The following is a 20,439-nucleotide window of genomic DNA, read 5'->3' on the forward strand; positions in this document are numbered from 1 at the left end:
CGGAGGTCACGAGGGGCTGCGACGGGGAGGCACCATCCTGGCTGTGGTCGAGCGTGGTCGAACTCGCTGGTCGGCACGAGGTGGGGTACCTCCAGCATTGCCGCCGTTACGCCTGCGATGCGCCGGCACCCGCCATCCGCCTGGTGGCGTGAGGCTCCGGACGCGAGGGCTGTCCTGAAGCCGGAAGTCCGGGCGTCGAGGGGAGGATCCGCGGGCGTCGCAGCGAGCCAACGGAATGTCGCTGGCACGGCAGCGGAGAGCCGGTCCGGCGGGGATAGTCGTCCTCGCTCGATATGCCTTGCGAGGCCCCATGCTCGACGTGACGCCGACCCCGCTGCAGCGCCTCCTGCGTGAGCGCCGCCCTGGCTACACCCTGCCGGCCCCGTTCTATCTCAGCCCCGAGATCTTCGAGGCCGACATGGAGGTCATCTTCGGGCGCCACTGGATCTATGTCGGCGTGGAGCCCGACGTGCCGGAGGCCGGCGACGTGATGGTCGTCGACATCGGCAAGACCTCCGTCGCGATCGTGCGCGACGACGACAACGAGATCCGCGCCTTCCACAACGTCTGCCGCCACCGCGGCGCGCGCCTGGTCCACGACGAGAAGTCGACGGTCGGCAACCTGGTCTGCCGCTACCATTCCTGGACCTACGACCTCACCGGCAACCTGATCCATGCCGAGCACATGGGTCCGGATTTTAAGAAGGGCTGCCACGGCCTCAAGCCCGTGCATCTCCGCTCGCTCGAAGGCCTGCTCTTCATCTGCCTGTCCCAGGAAGCCCCGTCCGATTTCGACGAGATGGCGGCGCGTCTCGGCCCCTACATCGCGCCGCACAACGTGCGCGACACGAAGGTGGCGTTCCAGAAGGACATCATCGAGCCGGGCAACTGGAAGCTCACGATGGAGAACAACCGCGAGTGCTATCACTGCGGGGCCAACCATCCCGAGCTGACCGTGCCGCTCTTCGCCTACGGCTTCGGCTTCGCGCCGGAGGAGATGGACGAGCACGACCGCGCTCAAGCCGAGCGCTACGGCTGCCTGCTCAAGACCCGCCACGGCGAGTGGGAGGCGGACGGCCTGCCGTCGCGGGAGATCGACGAGCTCGACACGATGGTGACGGCGTTCCGCACCGAGCGCCTGCCCCTCGACGGCGAGGGCGAATCCCACACCCTCGACACCAAGGCCGCCTGCAGGAAGCTGCTCGGCGACTTCACCAACGCCAAGCTCGGCGGTCTCTCGGTCTGGACGCAGCCGAATTCCTGGCACCACTTCCTCGGCGACCACATCGTCACCTTCTCGGTGCTGCCGCTCGATGCCGAGCGCTCGCTGCTGCGCACCAAGTGGCTCGTCCACAAGGACGCGGTCGAGGGCGTCGATTACGACCTCGCCAACCTGATCGGCGTCTGGGAAGCCACCAACGACCAGGACAGCGAGCTCGTCGGCATCTGCCAGCAGGGCGTCGCGAGCCCGGCCTACGAGCCCGGCCCCTACTCGCCGAACACCGAAATGCTCGTGGAGAAGTTCTGCAACTGGTATGTCGGCCGCATGGCCGCGCATCTGGGGCGCTAGCACCATGATTTCGGCCCCCGCCTCCACCGAACCGGCCGCCGCGCGTCTCGCGGCCTCAGCCTCCTGGGATGCGGAGGCCGACGACGCCCTGGTCTGCCTCGCCGTGCGCCAGGAGACGCACGACGTGAAGACCTTCGTCCTGGCCCCGGCCGAGCCCCGGCGCTTCGCCTACGCGCCGGGCCAGTTCCTGACCTTCGCCTTCGAGATCGGGGGCGAGACGATCAACCGCTGCTACACGATCTCCTCGGCGCCGACGCGGCCGCACGCCCTGTCGATCACCGTCAAGCGGGTGCCCGGCGGCCCGGTCTCGAACTGGCTCCACGACACCTTGAAGGCCGGCGATACCGTTCGGGCGCTGGGCCCGATGGGCGATTTCTCCTGCTTCACCCATCCGGCGCAAAAATACCTGCTTCTGTCCGGCGGCAGCGGCGTCACGCCGATGATGGCGATGGCGCGCACCTTCCACGATCTCGGCGAGCCCCGCGACGTCGCCTTCGTCCATTCCGCCCGCAGCCCGGCCGACATCGTGTTCCGGGGCGAGCTCGAGACGATGGCCCGGCTCGATCCGGGGTTCCGCTTCCATGCGATCTGCGAGGCGGATGCGCCGGACGAGGCGTGGGCGGGGCCGAAGGGCCGCCTCTCCCTCGGCATCCTCAGCGAAGCGGTGCCGGATTTCCGCGAGCGCGAGGTCTTCGTCTGCGGGCCGAAGCCCTACATGGATGCCGTGCGCGCGATGCTGCGCGACGCGGGCTTCGACATGGCCCGGCACCACGAGGAGAGCTTCGACTTCGGCGCCCTGCCCGAGGCCGAGCAGCAGGCGGCGGCGGATGCCGCCCGGACGCTCGATGCTGAATCTTTGGCCGAAGCCGAGACCGCTCCGGCGGTCAGGACCTTCCGGGTCGAGTTCGCCAAGACCCGCCGGGTGCTCGACTGCCCGGAGGATTCGACGATCCTCGACGCCGCCCGCAAGGCCGGCATCCGCCTGCCCTCCTCCTGCGCCAAGGGCCTGTGCGGCACCTGCAAGTCGAAGGTCGCCAAGGGCACCGTCGCGATGACCCATGCCGGCGGCATCCGCCAGCGCGAGATCGATGCCGGCATGGCCCTGCTGTGCTGCTCCAAGCCGACGAGCGACCTCGTCGTGGAGCGCTGACGGCTCGTCCAACCTTCGAAAATCTTGGCCCAATTCCCCCGGTCCCTTGCCTTCGGGAGTCGTCCCGTGATCGCCAATGCCGACGCGCTGCTGAAGCCGCTGACCATCAAGGGCCTGACCATCCGCAACCGGGTGATGTCGACGAGCCACGCGCCGGGCTACGGCCGCGACGGCAAGCCCCAGGAGCGCTACCAGCTCTACCACGCCGAAAAGGCGAAGGGCGGCATCGGGCTCACCATGTTCGGCGGCTCCTCCTCGGTCGCCCCCGACAGCCCGGCCGCGCCCTGGAACCAGATCTCGGTCGCCGACGATTCGGTGATCCCGTATTTCCGGGAGTTCTCGGACCGGGTCCACGCCCATGGCGGGAAGCTGATGATCCAGCTCACCCATATGGGCCGGCGCACCAAGTGGGACACCGAGCATTGGCTTCCCACCCTCTCGCCCTCGCCCCGGCGTGAGCCCGCCTCACGCACCATCCCGAAGGAGATGGAGGAAGAGGACATCGCCCGGGTGGTGAAGAGCTTCGCCGAGGCCGCGCGCCGCTGCCGCGAGGGTGGGCTCGACGGCTGCGAGGTCTCGGCCGCCCACGGCCACCTGATCGACCAGTTCTGGTCGCCGTCGGTCAACCAGCGCACCGACAAGTATGGCGGCAGCCTGGAGAACCGGATGCGCTTCGGCATCGAGGTGCTGGAGGCGATGCGGGCGGCGGCCGGCGACGACTACGTCATCGGCATCCGCATGTCCGGCGACGAGATGATCGCCGACGGACTCTCCCACGAGGAATGCCTGACGATCGCGACCGAATACGCCAAGCGCGGCCTCGTCGACTTCCTCAACGTGCTCGGCGGGCAGGCGCGCGACCACATCGCCCACGCGATCTCGCTGCCGAACATGTCGTTCCCGGTGGCCCCGTTCCTGTTCCTGCCGAGCGCGATCAAGCGCGAGGTGGACGTTCCGGTCTTCCACGCCCAGCGCGTCACCGACCTGGCGACGGCGGCGCGCGCCGTCGCTGAAGGCCATGTCGACATGGTGGCGATGACCCGCGCCCACATCGCCGACCCGCATCTGGTGAAAAAGCTCTCCGAGGGACGGGCCGACGACATCCGCCAATGCGTCGGGGCCGGCTACTGCATCGACCGGATCTATGTCGGCGGCGACGCGCTCTGCATCCAGAACGCCGCCACCGGCCGCGAGGCGACGATGCCGCACGAGATCCGCAAGGCGGATGTCCGCCGGCGCGTCGTGGTGATCGGCGCCGGGCCCGGCGGGCTCGAGGCGGCCCGGGTCTGCGCCGAGCGTGGTCACGCGGTCGTCGTGTTCGAGAAGAGCGGGCAGGCCGGCGGCCAGATCGGGCTCGCGGCCAAGGCCGGCTGGCGCGAGGCGATGTCGGGCATCCCGCGCTGGCTCGTGGCGCAGGTGACGAAGCTCGGGGTGGACCTGCGGCTCAACACCGAGGCGACGCAAGCCGCGGTTCTAGCCGAGACGCCGGACGTCGTCATCGTGGCGACCGGCGGCACGCCGTCCCGCGGCCATGCCAAGGGCGCGGCGCAGCACGCGGTGACGACGGCCGAGGTGCTGTCGGGGGCGGTCGAGCCGACCGGCTCGGTCCTGCTCTACGACGAGATGGGCCAGCACAACGCCTCGTCCGTCGCCGAGTTGCTCGCCAAGCGCGGCTGCCTCGTCGAGGTCGCCACTCACGACCGCATGGTGGCGGAGGAGGTCGGCACCACCAACCAGCCGATCCACCTGCGCGAGCTTTACAAGCTCGGCGTCGTGATGACGCCGAACATGGAGCTGATCGAGATCTATCCGGAGGGCAACCGGTTCGTGGCGGCGCTCCGCAACACCATGACCGATGCCGAGGAGGAGCGGGTCGTCGACCGCATCGTGGTCGATCACGGCACCCTGCCGGTCGACGCGCTCTATCACGGGCTCAAAGGCGCGTCGGTCAATCGCGGCCAGACCGACCAGGAGGCGATGCTGCGCGGCGAGCCGCAGCCCTTCGACCTGTCCAAGGGCTACGCGCTGTATCGCATCGGTGATGCGGTGGCCGGCCGCAACATCCATGCGGCGATCTACGATGCGCTGCGGTTGTGCAAGGACATCTGAGTCCTGTGGACCGATAGAACGCGGGCAGCGCGACGCCAACCCTCCCCCTCTGCGGGGGAGGGTCGCCCCCGAAGGGGGCCGGGAGAGAGGCAGCGCGACGGCGCCGGGTGTGGCGCTCTTCATGCAGCGCGCGACCTCTCTGGAAGCGGCGTCCCCTCTCCCGGCCCCTGCTGACGCAGGGACCACCCTCCCCCGCAGAGGGGGGAGGGTCAGGCGGCGGTGCCGCCCGCAGGCATGAATTCCATCGTACCGCCAAGCCCCTAGGCCCGCCGTCATGCACAGCCTCATGCCCCTGACCACGGTGTTTCCTGGCCTCGTCTGGGCCATGGCGGCCCTGGCCCTCGTCCAGACCGCCCGGCGCGCGGCGCTCTGGCGGGTCGGGTCGGCCGCGCCGGTGGCCTGGCTCCACGGCCTCGCGCAAGTGCCGCGCCGCTACCTCGTCGATGTCCACCACGTCGTGGCGCGGGATTCGTATGCCTCGCGGATGCATGCCGTCGTGGCGGGCGGGCTGCTCGCCGCCTCGCTCCTGACGGCGCTGGCGATCCTGCCGCCGCTCGCCGGCTCCCGGGCCTACTGGCTTCTCGTGGCGCTCGCCTTCGCGGTCACCGCCGCCGGCTCGATCCTCGTCGGCGCCCGCCGCTATCCTGCAAAGCAGAAGCGCCTCTCGGCCGGGCGCTTCCAGATCCTGCCCCTCCTGCTCCTCGCCTACGCGGTCGGCGGCACGCTCACCGCCCTGCTGCTGGCGCTCGGTGCCGGCGGGATCGCCCTGCCCTTCACCCTCGCGCTCGCGGCGGCAGGCGGCTTGGGCCTCGCCTTCGAGGTGCGCCAGGGTCCGATGCGCCACGCGGTCGCCGGGGCGCTGCATCTCGCCGCCCATCCCCGGCCCGGCCGGTTCGAGGGCCGGCCCGACACCGCGCTCCAGCCCCTCGACCTCGAGGCCCCGCGGCTCGGCGCCGAGATGCCGGCGGACTTCACCTGGAACCGGCTGCTCTCCTACGATGCCTGCGTGTCCTGCGGCCGCTGCGAGACCGCCTGCCCGGCCTTCGCCGCCGGCCAGCCGCTCAACCCCAAGCGCCTGATCCAGGACCTCGTCGCCGGCCTCAATCCGGCTGAGCCGCCTTATGCCGGCAATCCCTATCCGGGCGGCCGCGAGGGGCAAGGCGAGCGCGGCCCCCTCGCCGGGCTGATCGGGCCCGAGGCCCGCATCCATCCCGACACTTTGTGGTCCTGCACCACCTGCCGGGCCTGCGTCGAGGAATGCCCGATGATGATCGAGCATGTCGACGCGGTGGTCTCCTTGCGCCGCTACCAGACGCTTGAGCGTGCGGCTCTACCCGAGAAGGCGATCGGCCCGGTGACCGAGCTGCGCCAGGCCGGCGACCCCGGCGGCCGCCCGCTCGCCGCCCGCACCGACTTCGCCGCAGGCCTCGACCTGCCGCTGATGGCCGACCGCCATGAGGCCGACGTGCTGCTCTGGCTCGGCGAGGGCGCCTACGACCTGCGCTACGGCCGGACGCTCCGGGCGCTGGTGCGGCTCCTGCGCCGCGCGAACGTCGATTTCGCGGTGCTGGGGGCGGAAGAGCGCGATACCGGCGACCTCGCCCGCCGGCTCGGCGACGAGGCGACCTTCCAGGGGCTCGCGCGGGAGAACATCGCGATGCTCGCGAAGTACCGGTTCACCCGCATCGTCACCGCCGACCCGCATGCGCTGCACGCGCTCCGCAACGAGTACCCGGCCTTCGGCGGGCACTACACGGTGATGCACCACACCGCCCTGCTGCTGGAGCTGATCCGGGCCGGCACGCTCGCACCCCGGAGGCTGCCCGACCTCTCGGTGACCTACCACGACCCCTGCTACCTCGCGCGCTACAACGGCGAGACCGAGGCGCCCCGCGCAATCCTCGACGCGATCGGCCTGTCGCGGGTCGAGATGGCCCGCTCGGGCAAGCGGGCGATGTGCTGCGGCGGCGGCGGCGGCGCGCCGGTGAGCGACATCCCGGGCGAGCGGCGCATCCCCGACCTGCGCATGGCCCAGGCCGCGGAGACGGGGGCGGGCATCGTGGCGGTGGCCTGCCCGTCCTGCACCGCGATGCTGGAGGGCGTGACCGACCGCGAGGCCGAGATTCGCGACATCGCCGAATTGCTGCTCCAGGCCGTGGAGGCGGAACGATGACCCGGCCCCGTCGCGATCCCCGCGCCGAGCGGGCGGCGATCCAGATCGCCGGCGGCAACCGTCCGCGCTACGACCGGACCGCGAAAGCCGCGGGCGGTCGCCCTCGCCGCGATCCCCGCACGGAGCGCGCCGGCCAGCAGATCCCCGGGGCGAATCGCCCACGCTACGATCTGAGCCAGATCGTCGGCAGCGCGATGCCGGTCGTCGCCGAGGCCCGGCCGCGTCCGCTCCCGGAGGCGGGCCGAAGATCCTGGTGATCGAGGATCCCGCCTTCCTGGTGGCGGTGGTGCCCGACGCCGCCGGGGGCCGCCTCTCGGCCCATGACCGCCAGGTTCTCGGTGCCGCCCGGGCCCTGGCCGGGCGCGAGGGCGGTGTGGTCGTCGTCTCGCTCGGGCCCTGCGAGGCCTGCGGGCCGGCCGGTGCCGACCGCTATCTCGCCCTGGAGGAAGCCGGGGCCGATCCCGACCAGCGCGCCGCCTGGGTCGCGGCGGCGCTCTCGATCGTCTCCCCGCGTCACGTCCTGTTCCCCGAATCCCTCGACGGCGGCGATCTCGCCCGCCGGGTCGCGGTGCGGATGGGAGCGTCGCTCTTCGACAATGCCGAGGTCGTCGCCGCCAATGGCCTGGTGCGCCCGGCCCGCGGGCGCCGGGTCGAGCAGCGGGCCGCGCCCGGCCTCCTCGCCAGCGTGGCGCCGGACGCGGTCGCCGATTATGCCGGCGCACCCAGGGAGGCACGGCCGCTCCCGGTCGAGCTCGCCCCGGCCTCCGCACCGCCCTCGGCGATCCTGTCCGCCGAGCGCATCCCGGCCGATCCGGCGACGGTACCGCTCGGCCTCGCCGAGTTCGTGACCTCGGCCGGCAACGGCATCCACGACCTCGACGCGTTCCGGCAGCTCGTCGCGGCGCTCCACGCCACCCCGGGCGCCAGCCGCGTCCTGTGCGATGCCGGGCTGATGCCGCGCCAGTCCCAGGTCGGCGCCTCGGGCACGGTGCTCGCCGCGACCTGCTATTTCGCCCTCGGCATCTCCGGCGCGCCGCAGCACCTCCAGGGCGTCGCCGGCTGCGAGCACGTGGTCGCGGTCAACACCGACCTGCACGCGGCGATGATCGAGCGGGCCGGGCTCGCGGTCGTGAAGGACGCGCAGGAGGTCATGCCGGCTTTGCTGCGGCTGCTGGCCCGGGAAGCGCAGGAATCGCAAGCGCAGGAGGCGGGGGACCGCTCGTGAAGATCGCCGTGCTTCTCTCCGCCGGCCGCCATCCGGTCTCCGGCGCGGCCGTGCTGCCCCGGCTCGAGGCGCAGGCGATCCGGATCGCCGCCGGACTCGGGCGGGCCTACGGCCTCCATGCCGGACCGGACGTTGCGGCGGTGGCCGACGCCCTCGGGCAGGGCCTCGGGTGCATCGAGCACGTGGCGCTCAGCGAGGGCGCCGATCCGGTGCCGGCTCTCGCCGCACGGCTCGCCGCGACGGCACCCGACCTCGTCGTGGCCGGCCGGCGCAGCCAGGGCGGCGACGAGAGCGGGATCGTTCCCTATGCGCTGGCCGCGGCGCTCGGCCGGCCGCTGATCCCCGACGTGGTCTCGGTCGCGCCCGGCGCGGAGGCCGGCACCCTGTGCCTCGACCAGAGCCTCGGCCGCGGCGCCCTGCGACGCGTCGTGGTGCGCGGGCCCGTCGTGGCGACCGTGCATCCCGACGCTCCGGCCCCCTCGCCTATGCCTTCGGCCTGGCGCGGCGCGGATCCATCGAGTCGCTCGGCCCGATCGACCCGGCCGCCACCGATCCCGCTCCGGCCATCCCCGTCGAGGAACGGCCCTACCGGCGTCGTCCGAAGCTCGTGAAGGGCGCCCCGACGGGAGGTTCGGCCGCCAAGCGCCTGAAGGCGGCGACGGGGGAGTCCGGCGCGGCCGCGAGCGGCCGCCTCCTCGTCGACCCCGATCCGGACGAGGCGGCGCGGGAGATTCTGGCCTATCTGCGCGGGATCGGCGTCGTGGCGCCCGCCCGCCGCTGAGCTTCATCCCGTCATCCCGAGGAAACCATGCCCCTGACTCCCGACGACCTCCTGGCCCGGCTGCGCGAGCGCGGCATCGCCTACAAGCTGTTCGAACACCCGCCGGTCCTGACGGTCGAGGCGATGATGGCGGTCTGCGGCGACATCGCCGGCGCCCACACCAAGAACCTCTTCCTGCGCGACAACAAGAAGACCTACTTCCTGGTGACGCTCCACCACGACGCGGCCGTCGACCTCAAGGCGTTCCGATCGGTGCTCGGCGCGAAGGGCGGGCTGTCCTTCGCCAGCGCCGACGCGCTGCGCGAGCAGCTCGGCGTCGAGAGTGGCGCCGTCTCGCCGCTCGCCGCCCTCAACGCCGCGCCGGGCAGCGTCAAGGTCTTACTCCAGGACAGCCTGCTCGACGAGGCGCGGATCAACGTCCACCCGCTGGTGAGCACCCGGACCCTCAACCTGGTCCCGGGCGACCTCGTCGCGGCCCTGCGGGACGAGGGGCACGAGGTGACGCCGTTCGCCCTGCCGGAGGTGCGCGCCGACGGCGCGTGAGTGCTTGTTTCGGGTGGTCTTTGAAAGACCACGGTCGCCGCGCTGCAACCGTCCCCCTCTGTGCAGGTCTGTCCGGGGAAAATTGTGGCGCGTCTCCCCTCTCCCGAGTGGGAGAGGGGCCGGGGGTGAGGGTGGCTCGGTTTCCGCAGTGACCCTGAACCATTGAGCTGCGCAGCTCGACGCTCTCCGCTTTACACGGAAGTCGAGCCACCCTCACCCCCGACCCCTCTCCCACACGGGAGAGGGGAGGCGCGCTACACCTTTCCCGAATAGCCCTGCGCGGAGGTGGAGGGTTCAGGCGCGGTGACCGTTCCGGTTCTCTGCACGATTGCGCCGAGGAAATACTATAACTTCACAGAATACCCGTCAGCACGCCGCCACGTTCACTGCGAGCCCTCCGAGCGAGGTCTCCTTGTACTTGTCCTGCATGTCGTGCCCGGTCTGGCGCATCGTCTCGATGACCTGGTCCAGGCTGACGAAATGCACGCCGTCGCCGTGGAGCGCGAGGGACGCCGCCGCGACCGCCTTGTTGGCCCCGAAGGCGTTGCGCTCGATGCAGGGCACCTGGACCAGCCCGCCGACCGGATCGCAGGTCATGCCGAGATGGTGCTCCATCGCGATCTCGGCGGCGTTGGCGACCTGGCGCGGGCAGCCGCCGAGCACCGTCGCGAGCCCCGCCGCCGCCATCGCCGCCGCCGAGCCGACCTCGCCCTGGCACCCGACCTCGGCGCCGGAGATCGAGGCGCGGCGCTTGATCAGGCCGCCGATCGCCGCTGCCGCCAGGAGATAGTCCCGGCCGCGCTCCTCGGTCCAGCCGGGACAGAAATCGACGATGTAGCGCAGGACCGCCGGCACGATGCCCGCCGCCCCGTTGGTCGGCGCCGTCACGACCCGGCCGCCCGATGCGTTCTCCTCGTTGACCGCCAGGGCGAACAGGCTGATCCAGTCCATCACCTCGTGGGCCGGCCGGCTGTTGGAGAGCCGGTTCGCGTCGAGCGTCGCATGCAGGCGCCGGGCACGGCGGCGGACCTTGAGGCCGCCGGGCAGAACCCCGTCCATCCACAGGCCGCGGGCGATGCAGGCGAGCATCGCGTCGCGGATGGCGTCGAGCCCGGCATCGATCGCCGCGTCGGAGCGGAGCGCGCGCTCGTTCTCGCGCTGCACCTGCGGGATGGTGAGGCCGGTCGCCGCGCAGATCGCCAGGAGGTCGGCGCCGCTGTCGAACGGGTGCGGCACCGCCACCGCTTCAATGCCGGCATCGACCGCCTCGCCCTCGCTCTCGACGAAGCCGCCACCGACCGAGTAGCACACCACCTCGTCGAGGATCGCGCCGTCGGCAGCGTGGGCGCGGAACCGCATGCCGTTGGTATGGCGCGGCAGCAGGTCCTTGAAGTTGAAGATCAGATCCGTATCCGGCGCGAAGGCGACGCCCGGAAGGCCGGTCTCGCCGGTCTCGGCCAGCGCTTGCGTGTAGCCGGCGACCCGGTCGGGGTCGATGGTCGCCGGGTCGTGCCCGAGGAGACCGAGCGCGATCGCCCCATCGGTGCCGTGGCCCCGCCCGGTCCAGGCGAGCGAGCCGAAGATCTCGGCCGTCACCCGCGCCACGTCGGTGCGCGGGGCGATGCGGTCGCGGAAGCGGCGCGCCGCCACCATCGGCCCGATCGTGTGCGAACTCGACGGGCCGATGCCGATCTTGAACAGATCGAAGGCGCTGATCATCGCCGGGCCGTTTCGCCGACCCCGAGGGAGGCCTCGGCGAGGAGGCCGTGGACGTAAACGGCGAACGAGCGCCAGCACTCGACCCGGTAGCGCGGCGTCGCGCCGTCATGACGGATCAGCACGATCTCCGCCTTGCCGAACAGGGTGCGGGTCGCAGAGCCCGGCGGGAAGGCCGCGTCGCCGAGATCGAGCGGGCAGCCGGCATTGAGGACGGCCGCGGCGAGCGGGCCGCTCACGTCGATGCCGACGTTGCGGTGCGAGACGTCGACGATCGCGTGCGCCCTCTCGCCGAGATCCGCCGCGATGGCGGCAGGCAGGTGGTCGGCCTCCGACTCGTCGCAGCCGACCAGCCACTCGTCGGGCCCGAGACGGGCGATCCAGCGCCGGTCATTGCCCCGCAGCGAGTTGATCGGCCCGTCGAGCGAAAGACCGGCGGCCGAGGCGCCGGCATCGCGGACCCGGAGCGCGAAGCGCGCCTCGGCGCCGGCGGGCTGGATCTGGACGCCGGAGTGGGCCGGGTCGGCGGCTTTGCTGCGGCCGAGGGGCAGCGCGCGGGCGGTGCGGTACAGAGCCTCAAGCATTGATGCGCTCGCCTTTGGGATCGAAGAAGACCGGATCGACGACGGTGACTTGGGCAAAACCCTCGGGCGTGGTGACGTGGAGGGGGCGGCCCTGGAGCGCGCGCCCGTCGGCCACCAGGGCCATGGCGATGGAGCGGCCGCAATTCGGGCTCCAGTAGCTCGACGTGACGTGGCCGAGCATCCGCATCGGGATCGGCTGGCCCGGATCGTCGACGATCTGCGCGCCCTCGTCGAGGACGAGCTTGGGATCGTCGGTGACGAGGCCGACGAGCTGCTTGCGGCCGCTCGCCACCACGTCGGGCCGGGCGAGCGAGCGCTTGCCGACGAAGTCCTTCTTGGCCTTGGCGATCATGCCGGCCAAGCCGACATCGTCCGGGGTGACCGTGCCGTCGGTCTCCTGGCCGATGATGATGTAGCCCTTCTCGGCCCGCAGGACGTGCATCGTCTCGGTGCCGTAGGGGTGATGCCGTGGGGCTGCCCGGCCTCCCAGATCGCCTCCCACACCGCACGCGCATGGTCGGACGGCACGTTGATCTCGAAGCCCAGTTCACCGGTGAATGAGACCCGGAATAGCCGGGTCGGCACGCCGCAGATCGTGCCCGAGCGCATCGCCATGTGGGGGAAGGCCTCCGGCGACAGGTCGATCCCGTCGACGAGGGGGGCGATGACCTCGCGGGCCTTCGGCCCCTGGAGGGCGATCACCGCCCATTGCTCGGTGGTCGAGGTCAGGAAGACCTTCAGGTCCGGCCACTCGGTCTGGAGGTAATCCTCCATGTGAGCCAGCACCCGCGGCGCGCCGCCGGTCGTGGTGGTGACGTGGAAGCAATCCGGCGCGATCCGGGCGACGACGCCGTCGTCGAGGATGTAGCCGTCCTCCTTCAGCATCAGCCCGTAGCGGCAGCGCCCGACTTCGAGCTTCAGCCAGGGGTTGATGTAGATGCGGTTCATGAACTCGGCCGCGTCGGGGCCGACCACCTCGATCTTGCCCAGCGTCGAGGCGTCGAAGATGCCGACCCCCTTGCGCACCGCCTCGCATTCGCGGGCGACCGCCGCGTGGATGCCCTCGCCGGCCTTGGGGAAATACCAGGCGCGGCGCCACAGGGCGACGTTCTCGAACTTTGCGCCGTGCTCCTCGGCCCAGTCGTGGATCGGCGTGGTGCGGATCGGATCGAACAGGGCGTGGCGGGCCGGGCCGACCAGGGTGCCGAAGGTCACCGGGGTGTAGGGCGGCCGGAAGGTCGTGGTGCCGACGCCCGGCAGCGTCTTGTCGAGCTGCCCGGCGACGATGCCGAGCGCGTTCATGTTCGAGGTCTTGCCCTGGTCGGTCGCCATGCCGGTCGTGGTGTACCGCTTGACGTGCTCGATCGAGTGGAAGCCCTCGCGCACCGCGAGCTTGATGTCCTTGGCGGTGACGTCGTTCTGGAAGTCGACGAAGGCCCGAACCTTGGTCGGGTCGGCATCGGTCGGCATGGCGCGCACCGGCTTGAAGCCGGTGAGCGTCGGGCTCGCGGTGAAGCTCTTGCGCTCGTCCGAACCGGCCGCCGCCGCACCGGCGGCGAAGCCTTCGGTGAGCACAGCCGCGAGGTCGTAGGTGCCCTTCGACGCGCCCGCCGAGCGCTCGGCTTGCGCCGAGGTGCCGGGCAGGAAGGCGTCGAGGCGCTCGTCATAGGCGAGCTTGCCGCGGGATTGCGAGAACAGGTGGACGGCCGGTGTCCAGCCGCCGGACATGCCGACGCAGTCGCACTCGAGGACACGGTGGGCGCCGCAGCGCCCGGCCCGGTCGACCGGGGCCACGACCAGGCCGGTGACCCGCTTGGTCCCCTTCGCGGCGATCACGGTGTGGCCGGTCAGGACCTCGACACCGGCGGCCTTGAGGCGTGCCAGCTCGGGCCCGCACTCGGACTCGCTGCGCAGGTCGACGAGCGTCACGGCGAGGCCCGCCGCCTTGGCGTCGAGGGCCGCCGCATAGGCCGAGGCGCCGCTCGTCGCGAACACGATCCGCCGGCCCGGCGCGACGCCGTAGCGGTTGATGAACACCCGCGCGCTCTCGGCGAGCAGGATGCCGGGGCGGTCGTTGTCGGCAAAGACCAGCGGACGCTCGTGCGAGCCGCCGGCCAGCACCACCTCGCCGGCCCGGACCTGCCACAGCCGCTCGCGCGGCGCCGTGCCGGGATTGGGCAGATGGTCGGTGATCCGCTCGGCGAGCGCGACGTGGTTGTGGTTGTAGTAGCCGAACGCCGTGGTCCGCGGCAGCAGGATGACGTTCTCGCGGGAATCGAGTTCGGAGAGCGTCGCGCTCAGCCACTCGGCGGCGGGGCGGCCGTCGATCTCGGCATTCACGTCGTGCAGCAGCGTGCCGCCGGGCTCCGGGCCCTCGTCGGCGAGGATCACCCGCTTGCCGGTGCGGGCGGCGGCGAGCGCCGCGGCGAGGCCCGCGGGACCGGCGCCGACCACCAGCACGTCGCAATGGGCATGGCGGTTGGCGTAGCGGTCGGGATCGGGCACGGCCGGGGCCTTGCCGAGGCCCGCGGCGGCACGGATGAACGGCTCGTAGACCTTGTCCCAGAACTTCCGGGGCCACATGAAGGTCTTGTAGTAGAAGCCGGCGACGAAGACCGGCGAGAGCAGGTCGTTGACCGCCCCGATATCGTGCTCCAGCGACGGCCAGTGGTTCTGCGACAGGGTCTTGAGCCCGTCTCTCGCCTCGACCACCGAGGCGCGGTTGTTCGGGTCGATCCGGCCGGGGCCGCGATCGACCGAGAGCAGCGCGCTCGGCTCGTCGGGGCCGTGGCTCAGGATGCCGCGCGGGCGGTGATACTTGAACGAGCGCCCGACGAGGTGGATGCCGTTGGCGAGCAGCGCCGAGGCGACGCTGTCGCCGTGGAAGCCCTCGACGGTGCGGCCGTTGAAGGTGAAGCGGACCGGGCGCGTGCGGTCGATGCGACCGCCGCGGGACAATCTGAACGGCTGTGCCATCACGCCCTCGCGTCTGCCTGAGTGGGGGTCGACTGTGTGGAGGTGGATTCTTGCGATTTGGGCGTCTCGCCCATCTTGTAGGTCTCGATGAAGCGGTCGCTCACGGTGTCGCGCCGCGCGTTGAACCAGCGGCCGCAGCCATGGACGTGGTTCCAGCGCTCGGCATGCACCCCGCGCGGATTGTCCCGCACGAACAGGAACTCGGCCCATTGCGCGTCGGAGAGCGCCGCCGGCTCGATGGGCCGGGCGATATGGGCCTGTCCGCCGCAGCGGAACTCGGTCTCCGGGCGGTTGCCGCAATAAGGGCAGGCGATCAGCAGCATCGGGAGCCTCGTCGCGTCGGTGTGATCGAAAATCAGTGCGCGACGGCGGCGGCGGCCGCTTCGTCGATGAGGCGACCGGTGCGGAACCGGTCGAGGGTGAACGGTGCGTTGATCGCGTGCGGCGTGCCGGTGGCCAGCGTGTGGGCGAAGACGTGGCCCGAGCCGGGCGTCGCCTTGAAGCCGCCGGTGCCCCAGCCGCAATTGACGAACAGGTTCTCGACCGGGGTCTTGCCGATGATCGGCGAGCGGTCGGGCGTCACGTCGACGATGCCGCCCCAGGAGCGCAGCATCCGCATCCGGGTGAATTGCGGGAAGACCTCGCAGATCGCATCCAGCGTGTGGGTGGTGATGTGGAGGCCGCCCTGCTGGCTGTAGGAGGTGTACTGGTCGGTGCCCGCCCCGATCACCAGCTCGCCCTTGTCCGATTGCGAGATGTAGGCGTGGACGGCGTTCGACATCACCACGCAGGGGAAGATCGGCTTGACCGGCTCCGACACCAGCGCCTGGAGCGGGTAGCTCTCGAGCGGCATCTGCACGTCGGCCATCGCCATCACGGTCGAGGTGTGGCCGGCCGCCACCACGCCGATGCGCTTGGCGCCGATATAGCCGCGCGTGGTCTCGACGCCGATCGCGGCGCCGGAGGCGTCGCGGCGGATGCCCTTCACCTCGCAGTTCTGGATGATGTCGACGCCGCGGGCATCGGCGCCGCGGGCATAGCCCCAGGCCACCGCGTCGTGGCGGGCGGTACCGGCCCGGCGCTGGAGCGCGCCGCCGAGGACCGGGTAGCGAAGGCTGCCCGAGATGTCGATCGGCGGACAGAATTCCTTGCACTCTTCCTTCGTCAGCCACTCGTTGTCGATGCCGTTGAGGCGGTTGGCATAGACGTGGCGCTTGAACGATTGCACGTCGTGCAGGTTGTGGGCGAGCATCAGCACGCCGCGCTGCGAGAACATGACGTTGTAGTTCAGCTCCTGGGACAGGCCTTCCCAGAGCTTGAGCGCATGCTCGTAGAGCGCGGCGCTCTCGTCGTAGAGGTAGTTCGAGCGGATGATCGTGGTGTTGCGGCCGGTATTGCCGCCGCCGATCCAGCCCTTCTCGAGCACCGCGACGTTGGTGATGCCGTGCACGGTGGCGAGGTAATAGGCGGTCGCGAGGCCGTGGCCGCCGCCGCCGACGATGACGACGTCGTAGGCGGGTTTCGGCTGCGGGTCCCGCCACTGGCGGCCCCAACCCCGGTGCCCCTTCAGGGATTCCGTGAGCAGCGACGAGAGGGAAAATCGGCGCATCGGTCGGCCTCGCTGTGATGAGGGATCATCGGGCCGCCGGCGGCTGGGGGCTTGCGCGCTGGCGACCGCGAGTTTGGGATTTGCGACTTGAACGGAATTTGCGGCCGGACGGGGGTGACCGCCGTCGCGGCTGCCCTAGGGACACGAAGGCGCTTGCCACCAGACCTTCCTTGGAGTCATTCTCGCATGTCGAGACGGTGACGATCTGACGGAGGATCGGACGATGACGGCCGGGACGGTGGGCATTGTCGGGACGGTCGGTCCCACGGCGACGGCCAGCGCCGCCGTCACCGACGACATGACGTCCGTCGGTTTCCTGCTCGTCGACAACTTCTCGATGATCGCGTTCTCGTCGGCGATCGAGCCGCTGCGCCTGGCCAACCGGGCGGCGCGGCGCGACCTCTACCGCTACTCGCTGTGGTCGGAGAACGGCACGCGATGCACCGCCTCCAACGGCGTCGAGGTTCAGGTCGCGGGCAGCTTCGGCGAAGCGCAGGCCCTCGAGCCCGCCCTCGACATGGCCATCGTCTGCGGCGGCATCGACATCCAGCGCCGGGATCACCGGACGCTGCAGACGCTGCTGCGCCGGACCTGCATCCGCGGCGGCGCGATCGGCGCGGTCTGTACCGGCACCTACGTGCTGGCGAAGGCCGGCCTCCTCGACGGCTACCGGGCGACGATCCACTGGGAGAACCAGGCGAGCCTCGCCTCCGAGCATGACGGGCTCGAGATCGGCTCCGACCTGTTCGAGATCGACCGCAACCGCTTCACCTGCGCCGGCGGCACCGCGGCGGCCGACATGATGCTGTCCCTGATCGTGCGCGACCACGGGGCGGACATCGCGGCGGACGTCGCCGACCAGCTCATCCACCACCGCATCCGCGAATCGGGCGAGCGCCAGCGCATGGACCTGCGGATGCGCCTAGGCGTGGCGCATCCCAAGCTCCTGCACGTCGTCGGCCTGATGGAGAAGACCTTCGCCGAGCCGCTCGGCAGCCAGGACCTGGCCGAGTCGGTCCATCTCTCGAAGCGGCAGCTGGAGCGCCTGTTCCTGAAATATCTCGGGCGCTCACCGGCCAAGCACTACCTGCGTATTCGCCTGGAACACGCCCGCCACCTGATCCGCCAGACTGCGATGCCGCTCCTGTCGATCGCGATCGAATGCGGCTTCACCTCGGCCTCGCATTTCTCGAAATCCTACGTCGACCATTTCGGCCGGCCGCCGAGCAGCGAGCGGAAGGTGTGAGCCCCTGTTTGAGGAGGATTTCCACACAAGAATCGAGGCAGGCGGGATGCCTGTTTGAGCAAGTTGATTTAACAAAAACTGAGAAAAATCAGGAAATATCCTACCCTTCTACCTCATCCTGAGGTGTTGGCGATCAGAGATCGCACGCGATCGCAGATCGACTTACCTCGAAGGAGGGCTCCAGGGATCGCATAGGCTTGTGGAGTCCTCCTTCGAGGCTCACGTCGTTCGCACCTCAGGATGAGGTTAGAGGGTAGGATGATCCCGCCCGCCTCAAGTCTTGGGTAGAAGTCCTGCTCAAACAGGCTCTGAGCGCAAGGCTGGCTCGACGGGCCGAGTTCGACCGTTCTCCCGCTCGATCACGGCACGATCGCGCCGCAATCGCGACGCTCCTCCAGTCTTCGATTTTTTTCGCATTTTCTGCGACGAGCCGGCATCCCCGTCGTCGTCAAGACGCTCCAGTCTCGCTTGCAGCGAAACTCGGGCGCCGGCGAGAGGCCGGCAATGATCGACTTTTCCGTCGTGTCGGAGCTTGCTCGATTGGCATCGTCGGAGATCGGGCCCGCCGCATCGTTCGGGGGCCGCACAGCGGAGCTCGACGCGACGAGGTCGGCTCGAGATGGCCGATCGGCAGGGTTGCCCGCTGCCGGCTGTCGGGATCGAATCCGGTCGGGGAGCGACTCAGGTGATCCGCCCGATGATCGCCTCCCGGGCCGCCCGCGAGCCGGACAGCCGCTTCTTCGCCCGCTCCACCACCGCGTCCGGCGCCTCGGCCGGGGTGCCGGATCCGAAGGGCGGGGCCGGCGCGTATTCGAGGGTGAGCTGAACCGTCTCGGCCTCCTCGCGCCCGAGGAGTTCCGCCACCACCGCGAGGCCGAAATCGATGCCCGAGGTCACGCCGCCGGCGGTGATCAGGGTGCCGTCGCGCACCACGCGGTCCTGCACCGGCACCGCGCCGAAGCGGCAGAGGAAATCGTGCGCGTACCAGTGCGTGGTGGCCCGCTTGCCCGTCAGCAGCCCGGCCGCGCCGAGCACCAGCGCCCCGGTGCAGACCGAGGTGAGGTAGCGGACCTCCGCCGCCCGCGCCCGCACGAAATCCAGCACCGCCTCGTCCTCGAGGAGAGCGTTCACCCCGCTGCCGCCCGGGATGCAGAGCACGTCGAGGGGCGGGCAGGTCTCGAAGGTCGCGGTCGGCACGAAGGGCAGCCCGGTGGCCGAAGGGACCGATTCTCCGGTCTTCCAGATCAGGTGGACCGCGCTGTCCGGCACCGAGGCGAAGACCTCGTAGGGTCCGGTGAGGTCGAGTTGCTGGACCTGCGGGAAGACGAGGATTCCGAAGCTGAGCGACAAGGGCGTTCCTCCCGGTAGGGCGGCAGGATCGTATGGGCGGGGATGGGTTGCAAGGGCGCAGGAGACGGGCCGCGAGAGGTGGCGTCTCGGGTCCTGCGTCAGAGCGTGAACCGGCCGCCTCTCCCCGCCCGCACGTAGCCTTGCGAGATCAGCCGGTCCTGCTGGCGGGTGCGCCGCTCGGCCTCGCCGAGGTCGGCGAGTGCGTCGGCGATCGCCCGGCGCAGGGCGAGAGCGGCATCGCCTCCCGCGGCCGCGAGATATGCGGTCGCGATCGTCTCGACGCCGGGCGCCCGTCCGTCCCGTCGTTCCGCCGGCTCGTAGCTCATGATTCATCCCCGCACGGCGCCGGCCGAGGCCGACTCACGTTAGAACATAAAGTGAACAAGCCACGACGGGATCGGTTCGGTCAAGCTGTCTTGAGCGCGGTGGGAGCCGGCGGCCGGCGGGGTGTGGAGAACGGGGACGGCACCCGCTCAGGGCGTGCGGGTCGCGTCCGGGTCGCCGGCACGAACCGGCGAGCCGACGTAGCGCCCCTCTTCGGGCACCGCCACCGCGGCAAAGTCGCGGGCGAGCGCGTGCAGGGCCTGGCGGAGCCCTGGGCCGTTCAGCGGCCGTCCGTGGCCGGTGAGCGCCAGTTCGGGCTCGAGCCGCGCCAGGGTTTCGACCGAGCGGCCGGCCGCATCCCAGTCGGTGGTGAGGTAGCGCGGCGGGCCGTGCATCTCCGGCGCCTGGGTGGCGACGGCGTAGACCGATTCCTGCGCGGTCGCGACGAAGGCGTCGCCGGCGATCAAGGTCCGGTCGGCGGCGCGCCAGAGCGAGACATGGCCGGGGGAATGGCCCGGCGTGGGGATCCAGCGCCAGCCCGGCAGGGGCGGCACGCTGCCGTCGTCCGGCAGGAGGCGCAGACGGGCGCCGACATCGACGGGACGGGTCGGGAACAGCGGCGACAGCCGGGCGACGAGGCCGCCGCCGACGCTCGGATCCGGGGCCGGATAGGCGGCGCTGCCGTCGAGATAGGGCCGCTCGAGCGGGTGCGCCCAGACCGGCACGTCCCAGGCCTCCGCCAGCTCCTCCAGCACGCCGACATGGTCGAAATGGCCGTGGGTGAGCACGATCGCGGCCGGACGGGCGCCTGCCCCGAAACGGGCCGCCGCCGCTGATTCGATCGCGCCGCGCGAGCCCACGATCCCAGCATCGACCAGCACCCAGCCCCGGTCGCCCGCCCCTGGCGGGCCGAGATAGGCGACGTTGACGAGGACGTGGCGCTGGTAGGCGAGATCAGGGCGGATCGCATGGGTACCGTCCGGGCCGGCAGGGGCGTCGGCGACGCAGTCGGGGTCGATCGGGATCTGCTGGGTCATGCCGGCACCTCGCGGTGAATCCCCCGGCCAATGCTCCACCAGAGTA

General features: G+C 70.9%; 14 protein-coding genes and 3 pseudogenes (1 of these 17 cut by a window edge). 9 read left to right on the top strand and 8 right to left on the bottom strand.

Going from position 1 to position 20,439, the window contains the following annotated elements:
- From F1D61_RS01010 to F1D61_RS01045, 8 genes and pseudogenes are all read left to right on the top strand, one after another.
- Positions 1-152, top strand: the 3' end of a protein-coding gene (locus tag F1D61_RS01010; protein WP_203156131.1) for a DUF2252 family protein. The gene continues 1,069 nt to the left of window position 1, outside the view; 152 of the gene's 1,221 nt are visible here — the last part of the coding sequence; its start codon lies beyond the left edge, outside the window; it ends in the stop codon at positions 150-152.
- A gap of 158 nt (positions 153-310) precedes the next feature.
- Positions 311-1,570 (top strand): aromatic ring-hydroxylating oxygenase subunit alpha, encoded by a 1,260-nt coding sequence (locus F1D61_RS01015; protein WP_203156132.1) that lies wholly within the window; start codon positions 311-313, stop codon positions 1,568-1,570.
- A gap of 4 nt (positions 1,571-1,574) precedes the next feature.
- The gene (locus tag F1D61_RS01020) at positions 1,575-2,720 is read left to right on the top strand and encodes a hybrid-cluster NAD(P)-dependent oxidoreductase (protein WP_203156133.1); all 1,146 of its coding nucleotides are present in this window, start codon (positions 1,575-1,577) and stop codon (positions 2,718-2,720) included.
- A 66-nt stretch (positions 2,721-2,786) separates the two neighbouring features.
- On the top strand, positions 2,787-4,829 hold the full coding sequence (locus tag F1D61_RS01025) for an NADH:flavin oxidoreductase (protein ID WP_203156134.1): 2,043 nt from the start codon (positions 2,787-2,789) through the stop codon (positions 4,827-4,829).
- A 274-nt stretch (positions 4,830-5,103) separates the two neighbouring features.
- Positions 5,104-7,002, top strand: coding sequence for a DUF3483 domain-containing protein (locus F1D61_RS01030; protein WP_203156135.1), 1,899 nt, complete (start codon positions 5,104-5,106; stop codon positions 7,000-7,002).
- A pseudogene (locus F1D61_RS01035) lies at positions 6,999-8,227 on the top strand (electron transfer flavoprotein subunit alpha/FixB family protein). Before F1D61_RS01030 ends, F1D61_RS01035 begins: the two are co-directional and overlap by 4 nt.
- Positions 8,224-9,008, top strand: a pseudogene (locus tag F1D61_RS01040) (electron transfer flavoprotein subunit beta). Before F1D61_RS01035 ends, F1D61_RS01040 begins: the two co-directional pseudogenes overlap by 4 nt.
- A gap of 27 nt (positions 9,009-9,035) precedes the next feature.
- Positions 9,036-9,551: a prolyl-tRNA synthetase associated domain-containing protein gene (locus tag F1D61_RS01045; RefSeq protein WP_203156136.1), complete on the top strand. Its 516-nt coding sequence runs from the start codon at positions 9,036-9,038 to the stop codon at positions 9,549-9,551.
- Between the two features lie 366 nt (positions 9,552-9,917).
- Here the strand turns inward: F1D61_RS01045 and F1D61_RS01050 are convergent, their stop codons facing one another.
- From F1D61_RS01050 to F1D61_RS01070, 5 genes and pseudogenes are all read right to left on the bottom strand, one after another.
- A complete protein-coding gene (locus tag F1D61_RS01050; RefSeq protein WP_203156137.1) occupies positions 9,918-11,270 on the bottom strand; it encodes an L-serine ammonia-lyase in 1,353 nt (450 codons plus the stop codon).
- Positions 11,267-11,851: a sarcosine oxidase subunit gamma gene (locus F1D61_RS01055; protein ID WP_203156138.1), complete on the bottom strand. Its 585-nt coding sequence runs from the start codon at positions 11,849-11,851 to the stop codon at positions 11,267-11,269. Before F1D61_RS01055 ends, F1D61_RS01050 begins: the two co-directional genes overlap by 4 nt.
- Positions 11,844-14,827 (bottom strand): annotated as a pseudogene (locus F1D61_RS01060) (sarcosine oxidase subunit alpha family protein). Before F1D61_RS01060 ends, F1D61_RS01055 begins: the two are co-directional and overlap by 8 nt.
- Positions 14,827-15,150: a sarcosine oxidase subunit delta gene (locus tag F1D61_RS01065; protein ID WP_203156139.1), complete on the bottom strand. Its 324-nt coding sequence runs from the start codon at positions 15,148-15,150 to the stop codon at positions 14,827-14,829. The pseudogene F1D61_RS01060 and the gene F1D61_RS01065 overlap by 1 nt, the downstream one beginning before the upstream one ends.
- Before the next feature lie 32 nt (positions 15,151-15,182).
- Entirely contained in the window at positions 15,183-16,436 is a 1,254-nt protein-coding gene (locus tag F1D61_RS01070) for a sarcosine oxidase subunit beta family protein (RefSeq protein WP_203156140.1), read from the bottom strand.
- A 298-nt stretch (positions 16,437-16,734) separates the two neighbouring features.
- On the opposite strand from F1D61_RS01070, the gene F1D61_RS01075 reads away from it, so the two are divergent.
- Positions 16,735-17,682 carry a GlxA family transcriptional regulator gene (locus F1D61_RS01075; RefSeq protein WP_203158863.1) on the top strand — a complete coding sequence of 316 codons (948 nt, stop codon included), beginning with the start codon at positions 16,735-16,737 and terminating at the stop codon, positions 17,680-17,682.
- Positions 17,683-18,363: 681 nt separating this feature from the next.
- On the opposite strand, the gene F1D61_RS01080 is transcribed toward F1D61_RS01075, so the two are convergent.
- From F1D61_RS01080 to F1D61_RS01090, 3 genes are all read right to left on the bottom strand, one after another.
- Positions 18,364-19,032 carry a DJ-1/PfpI family protein gene (locus tag F1D61_RS01080; RefSeq protein WP_203156141.1) on the bottom strand — a complete coding sequence of 223 codons (669 nt, stop codon included), beginning with the start codon at positions 19,030-19,032 and terminating at the stop codon, positions 18,364-18,366.
- 98 nt (positions 19,033-19,130) lie between these two features.
- A complete protein-coding gene (locus tag F1D61_RS01085; RefSeq protein WP_203156142.1) occupies positions 19,131-19,358 on the bottom strand; it encodes a hypothetical protein in 228 nt (75 codons plus the stop codon).
- A 147-nt stretch (positions 19,359-19,505) separates the two neighbouring features.
- Entirely contained in the window at positions 19,506-20,393 is an 888-nt protein-coding gene (locus F1D61_RS01090) for an MBL fold metallo-hydrolase (RefSeq protein ID WP_203156143.1), read from the bottom strand.
- Positions 20,394-20,439 lie beyond the last annotated feature (46 nt).

Origin of the sequence: Methylobacterium aquaticum (assembly GCF_016804325.1) — a bacterium.
GTDB lineage: Bacteria > Pseudomonadota > Alphaproteobacteria > Rhizobiales > Beijerinckiaceae > Methylobacterium > Methylobacterium aquaticum_C.

Bases quoted from the DNA above. Each gene is read 5' to 3' on its own strand.
- F1D61_RS01030 (WP_203156135.1), top strand. From the start codon at position 5,104: ATGCACAGCCTCATGCCCCTGACCACGGTGTTTCCTGGCCTCGTCTGG.
- F1D61_RS01050 (WP_203156137.1), bottom strand. From the start codon at position 11,270: ATGATCAGCGCCTTCGATCTGTTCAAGATCGGCATCGGCCCGTCGAGT.
- F1D61_RS01055 (WP_203156138.1), bottom strand. From the start codon at position 11,851: ATGCTTGAGGCTCTGTACCGCACCGCCCGCGCGCTGCCCCTCGGCCGC.
- F1D61_RS01070 (WP_203156140.1), bottom strand. From the start codon at position 16,436: ATGCGCCGATTTTCCCTCTCGTCGCTGCTCACGGAATCCCTGAAGGGG.
- F1D61_RS01075 (WP_203158863.1), top strand. From the start codon at position 16,735: ATGACGTCCGTCGGTTTCCTGCTCGTCGACAACTTCTCGATGATCGCG.
- F1D61_RS01015 (WP_203156132.1), top strand. From the start codon at position 311: ATGCTCGACGTGACGCCGACCCCGCTGCAGCGCCTCCTGCGTGAGCGC.
- F1D61_RS01085 (WP_203156142.1), bottom strand. From the start codon at position 19,358: ATGAGCTACGAGCCGGCGGAACGACGGGACGGACGGGCGCCCGGCGTC.
- F1D61_RS01090 (WP_203156143.1), bottom strand. From the start codon at position 20,393: ATGACCCAGCAGATCCCGATCGACCCCGACTGCGTCGCCGACGCCCCT.
- F1D61_RS01045 (WP_203156136.1), top strand. From the start codon at position 9,036: ATGCCCCTGACTCCCGACGACCTCCTGGCCCGGCTGCGCGAGCGCGGC.
- F1D61_RS01065 (WP_203156139.1), bottom strand. From the start codon at position 15,150: ATGCTGCTGATCGCCTGCCCTTATTGCGGCAACCGCCCGGAGACCGAG.
- F1D61_RS01020 (WP_203156133.1), top strand. From the start codon at position 1,575: ATGATTTCGGCCCCCGCCTCCACCGAACCGGCCGCCGCGCGTCTCGCG.